A 5634-nucleotide genomic window follows, 5' to 3' on the forward strand; every position below is an offset into this window, starting at 1 on the left:
ATCGGCGCTAAAGAGCTTAACTTCCGTGTTCGGTATGGGAACGGGTGTGACCTCTTTGCCATCATCACTAGACTATTAAGTTTTCGATATACGTCGTACTTTTTCGTCAGCCTCTGTCGTTCAGTCAGTCATGTACTTAAGTACGTCCTTCCTTTTCTTCATCGCTTTCCCGAACTACTCGTATGTTGAAACCTTTATGTATTTCGTTTTGAAGTTTATTACCTGTCCTTCAAGACAAGAATTATTGTATAACGTTTTCTAGCATTGTGCAATACTTTTTTATAAAAAAAAGAAATTATTACTTTTTAGAGATATTTTTTGTTTTCTACGAGAAATTATCACTCTGCTATTTATTATAGCAATTGTTTAATTAAAAGAAAACAATTAATTTAATAGATGAGAATTAGTTAACTATTTATATTCATTTTATAAATAAAAGGCACTAATTTTCGCTACAAGCTACTTCTTCCCCCAAACTCAATGCTCTACGACAGGAGTACTTGAGTAGCCCTTCGCTCCAATCACCAACCAAAATAAGTATACATGTACAAAAAATATCCAATGAAGATTATTTTTATAGACTACTTAACATGTACATAAATTATCATTTCAAAATTATTTAATCATAGTTTTTCAGTTTTAATCTTATCCTCAATATTATTTATTGAGCCTTTCATTTACTTGCTTAGAAAGCATTTAATATATTTCACATGTCGAACATTAAAGGCTTAAAAGTGCTCGTTGTAATCGATCAATTTCCTCAAATGTCGTTGCTGGACCAAAGGATATTCTAAAAAATTGACGAGCTGCTCCCATAGAATAACCCATTGATAAAATCGCTTTTGTACCAGATTCACTATGAATATCACAGGCACTTCCTGTAGAAATACATATCCCCGCTTCATTTAATTTTAACAAAACGTATTGCCCTTCTACTCTTTTCATCATCACACCACAAATATTAGGCAACTGATTCTTACACTCAATGATCTGACACGTCTCTGGTAAATTCTCCTTAAAGTATTGACGTAATGCTGCATATTGCTGACACTCATATTGATAATCTTCAATCGCCGTAGCAAATGCGACAATAGCTGGGGTATCTAGTGTGCCTCCCCTTAGTCCGCGCTCATGTGTGACACCTGGAGCTAATGCAGGAACACGGAGCTCAGGATTCATATATATGGCACCACACCCTTTTGGCCCACCTATTTTATGCGCTGAAACAGTAATAGCATCTACTTGCTGTTTTAACGAGAGTTTACAAAAGGATTGTACACAATCGACGTGTATAAGCACATTTGATTGTTTTGCAATTTCGGCAATTTCTTCTATCGGTTGAATAGAACCTATCTCTGAATTTACATGTTGAATAGTGATTAAAGCTGTATCTTCTTGAATTGCTTTTCGTAGTTGCTCTACTTGAATACAACCGTCTTGCTGTAAGGGTAACTTCGTGACCGTAAAACCCATTTTTTCAAGTGTATTTAAAGCCGCATGTACCGATGTGTGTTCAGCTTGGGATGATATAATGTGCTTCCCTTTATTTGAAGCTAAAGCTAATGACAAAATCGCAATTAAATTGCCCTCCGTTCCACTTCCCGTAAAAATGATACCATCACTGTTTACTCCAAGTGACCTTGCTACAACAGCTCTTGCTTGTTCAACAAAATAATGGGCTTGTCCTCCTAGGTCATGTAAGCTTGCGCTATTTCCATAATACTGCTTTGCTACCTCGCAATATGCTTTAAGAGCTTTTGGCGTCATTGGAGCGGTTGCAGCGTAATCCATATAAATCATCTTATTCTTCCTTTCTAATTCATTCGGTCTTGTTTTCTTTTTTATTTTATGCAAAGATAAGTGTCAAGACAACTGTAAAGAAGGTATATGTATGGATGTAAAGACAGATGTACTTATTATTGGTAGCGGTATTGCCGCACTTCAAACTGCTCGGCTTCTCGAAGAACATTTTCAAGTACAGCTAGTGACAAAGTGTTCAGTTAAAATGAGTAGTTCTTATCGTGCTCAAGGCGGTATTGCTGCCGTTACAAGTCAAGAAGATCATCCAAAGCTTCACATTGCTGATACGTTGACTGCTGGTGAATATCATCATGAAAGAAGGAATGTTAAAGTACTAATAGAAAATGGCACAGAAATTATGCGTAATTTATTAAATGAGGGCTTCCCAGTTGATCGACAAGTTGACGGGTCCCCCGCTCTTGGCTTAGAGGGAGCACATAGTCATCACCGCATTTTACATGCAGGCGGTGATCGTACTGGTCAAGTAATGATAGATTATTTGCTCAATCAACTCACATCTAATATCGTCGTGAATTGCTATGAGATGGCTTATGAGCTTTTATTAAACACAAATGGGGATTGTGTTGGCGTTCTAACAAAAGGAGCAAAGGGAACGAAACGCTACCTTGCCCACCACGTCATTCTCGCGACAGGAGGTGCAGGTGCTCTTTATTCTTGTACGTCTAACTTTGCTACGAATACTGGTGATGGGATCGCATTAGCCTATCGTGCAGGAGCTGCCATCAGTGATATGGAATTTATGCAATTTCATCCAAGCTTACTTTGGTCTCAAGGTCAGGCCAAAGGGTTAGTATCTGAAGCTGTTCGTGGCGCCGGAGGAATATTTGTCGATGCGTATCGTCAGCCCTTAATGAAAGGGATACATAAACAGCTGGACTTAGCACCACGCCATGTTACAGCACATGCATTATTTCATAAACGTGCTGCTGGGCAGGAAACATTTATTGATATTACAAAGATTGAACACTTTGAAGAAAGATTCCCTACGATTGCTCAACTTTGTTCTGACAATAATGTTAATTTACAGGATGGCCTAATTCCAGTTGCACCAGGTAGCCATTTCTTAATGGGCGGTGTTGTTGCTGATGACAAAGGAAGGACATCTATTCCTAATCTCTATGCAATTGGGGAAGTTGCTTGTACAGGAGTTCATGGCGCCAATCGTTTAGCTAGTAACTCTCTATTAGAAGGAATTACGTTTGGACAAAGAACAGCCCAATACATTATTCAAACAGGTTGTACACAAAATAATTTCTTGATTAGTGACAAACATCACCAACAAACAATGCCATCGTTATTTACAAAAGATCAATTACGACAAATGATGATGCACACATTAGGCATTGTGCGAAGTCCTATCGATATGCAACAATTCGTACAACAATTGCCCTCATTGCAAACACTTCTTCATGTTAATTTAAATGGCCTGAATCAACAGGAACTTGAACTTTTCATGATGCATATTGTCGCTATATTAATGGCATTCGCAGCCATTACACGAAAAGAAACTCGCGGAGCACATATTCGCGTTGATCAACCAGAAAATGATAACCAGTGGGCAAACCGTTGGATTATTTTTCAACAAGGACAGATGAAAGTGAGGGATTCATTATATGAATATCATCAAACTCGAGGAATTGTTAAAGCAATTTTTTAATGAGGATATAGGCGATGGAGATTTATCAAGTGAATTAATATTTTCCCCTGAACAACAGGGATCTTTTTCTTTTTATGCGAAAGAAGACGGCATTTTTTGTGGAGCTCTCATCATTAAGCATGGATTTCTTCTACTGGATCGATCGATAGATATTACCCTTTATAAAAAAGATGGAGAAAAAGTAAATGCTGGTGATGTTCTTGCTGTTATTCAAGGACCTCTTCAAAAGTTATTAATAGGTGAGCGTGTAATTTTGAATCTTATCCAGCGTATGTCTGCTATTGCCACAACTACAAATTTAGCGGTGCGAGAAACTGCAGGTACTAATGCGAAAATATGCGATACGCGCAAAACAATGCCTGGATTGCGTATGTTAGATAAATACGCTGTTAGAATCGGTGGTGCCTATAATCATCGCAATGGTTTATTCGATGCGATCATGCTAAAGGATAATCATATTGCTTTTGCAGGTAGTATTACTAATGCAGTACAGGCGGCCCGTGAGAAAATCGGTCACACCATTAAGATCGAAGTCGAAATTGAAACAAAAGCACAATTAGATGAAGCAATTGCAGCTGGTGCTGATATCATTATGTTTGATAATCGTAGCCCTAAAGAAATACGTGAATGGCTTCCTGCTGTTCCTCCACATATCGCTACAGAAGCTTCGGGCGGCATTACACTTCAAAACTTAAATAGCTATGCGATAACAGGTATTCAATGGATTTCACTCGGAGCGCTAACACATTCCGTAAAAGCTTTTGATATTAGTGCAATTGTTAAACCGAAAGGAGCTAGTTTCATTGTCCATCACTAATCTATTTCAACAAATGTCACTACTACCCGAGCATTATCGTGCTTTATCTAAAAATGACATGGAATCTCGCATTCTAGCTATAAAAAAGGAATTAGGCAGTAAGCTCTTCATTCCTGGGCATCACTATCAAAAAGATGAAGTGATTCAATTTGCTGATGCAACAGGGGATTCCTTACAACTTGCTCAAATATCAGCAGCTAACACGGAAGCTGAACATATCGTATTTTGCGGCGTACACTTTATGGCGGAAACAGCTGATATGCTTACAACTAAACAGCAGCATGTATACTTACCTGATATGCGTGCGGGCTGTTCAATGGCAGATATGGCAGACATTTATCAAACAGAACAAGCATGGCCAGTTTTACAGGAACTTTTTGGCGATACCATTATCCCTCTAACATATGTTAATTCTACTGCTGCCATTAAAGCATTTACGGGACGACATGGTGGAGCTTGCGTAACATCATCCAATGCAAAAGAAATGGTTGAATGGGCATTTACGCAAAAACAACGTATTTTCTTTTTACCCGATCAACATTTAGGTAGAAATACTGCGTACGATTTAGGAATACCGCTTGAAAATATGGCCGTTTGGAATCCTCATACAAATAAGCTTGAAACGGATCAGTCCCCAGAAAACATTCAAGTCATCTTATGGAAGGGACACTGCTCTGTACACGAAGGCTTTACGGTTCAGCATACGGAGCTCATACGTAAAACTCATCCAAATATGAGGATCATTGTTCATCCAGAATGTAGTCGTGAAGTGGTTGCTGCTGCAGATGATGCAGGTTCTACAAAATACATTATTGATACGATTAATAAAGCACCAAGTGATTCAGCATGGGCAATCGGTACTGAAATGAATCTCGTCAATCGTCTGATCAAACAGCACCCTGATAAGCAGATTATCTCTTTAAATGAAAATTTCTGTCCTTGTCTTACGATGAATCGTATTGACCTTCCCCATCTACTTTGGTCTTTAGAAAGTATACAAAAGGGGCAGCCACATAATTGTATTCAAGTAGATGCTCACACTGCTGAAGAAGCACGTAGCTCACTTGAAAGAATGCTATTAAGAGCGTAAAAAGCAAAACGTCTACCCAAAAATGAGTAGACGTTTTCTTATAGTTGCTTTAGTTTTCTAATGAGAATATGTAGTAATGTTCAAATACATTTCAACTAATCATAATCGTGTAAGACAATTAGTAGAATCTTAAAAGCTATCTTTATAACAAAAAAAATACAGTAGATGTAATTTACATCTACTGTATTTTAGTATGACCCGTACGGGATTCGAACCCGTGTTACCGCCGTGAAAGGGCGGTGTCTTAAC

4 protein-coding genes and 1 rRNA gene are annotated in these 5634 nt (G+C 38.2%); 3 read left to right on the forward strand and 2 right to left on the reverse strand.

The features are described from left to right. Nucleotides 1-72: ribosomal RNA gene (rrf, locus tag ABNX05_RS25860) — 5S ribosomal RNA — on the reverse strand; the annotation flags it as partial. 648 nt (nucleotides 73-720) lie between these two features. Beyond that, nucleotides 721-1791 carry a cysteine desulfurase family protein gene (locus ABNX05_RS25865; protein WP_349662314.1) on the reverse strand — a complete coding sequence of 357 codons (1071 nt, stop codon included), beginning with the start codon at nucleotides 1789-1791 and terminating at the stop codon, nucleotides 721-723. Between the two features lie 100 nt (nucleotides 1792-1891). On the opposite strand from ABNX05_RS25865, the gene nadB reads away from it, so the two are divergent. From nadB to nadA, 3 genes are read left to right on the forward strand one after another with little or no spacing between them, the layout of a single operon-like run. Further along, entirely contained in the window at nucleotides 1892-3478 is a 1587-nt protein-coding gene (gene nadB, locus ABNX05_RS25870) for an L-aspartate oxidase (protein ID WP_349662311.1), read from the forward strand. Continuing rightward, nucleotides 3435-4295 carry a carboxylating nicotinate-nucleotide diphosphorylase gene (nadC, locus tag ABNX05_RS25875; RefSeq protein ID WP_349662313.1) on the forward strand — a complete coding sequence of 287 codons (861 nt, stop codon included), beginning with the start codon at nucleotides 3435-3437 and terminating at the stop codon, nucleotides 4293-4295. Before nadB ends, nadC begins: the two co-directional genes overlap by 44 nt. Then, a complete protein-coding gene (gene nadA, locus ABNX05_RS25880) occupies nucleotides 4282-5385 on the forward strand; it encodes a quinolinate synthase NadA (RefSeq protein WP_432760176.1) in 1104 nt (367 codons plus the stop codon). Before nadC ends, nadA begins: the two co-directional genes overlap by 14 nt. The last annotated feature ends 249 nt before the right edge of the window (nucleotides 5386-5634 follow it).

The organism is Lysinibacillus zambalensis (assembly GCF_040183165.1).
GTDB classification, from domain to species: domain Bacteria; phylum Bacillota; class Bacilli; order Bacillales_A; family Planococcaceae; genus Lysinibacillus; species Lysinibacillus zambalensis.

What these genes read in the sequence shown, in the direction of transcription:
- nadB (WP_349662311.1), top strand. Translation starts at nt 1,892, where the DNA reads ATGGATGTAAAGACAGATGTACTTATTATTGGTAGCGGTATTGCCGCA.
- ABNX05_RS25865 (WP_349662314.1), bottom strand. Translation starts at nt 1,791, where the DNA reads ATGGATTACGCTGCAACCGCTCCAATGACGCCAAAAGCTCTTAAAGCA.
- nadC (WP_349662313.1), top strand. Translation starts at nt 3,435, where the DNA reads ATGAATATCATCAAACTCGAGGAATTGTTAAAGCAATTTTTTAATGAG.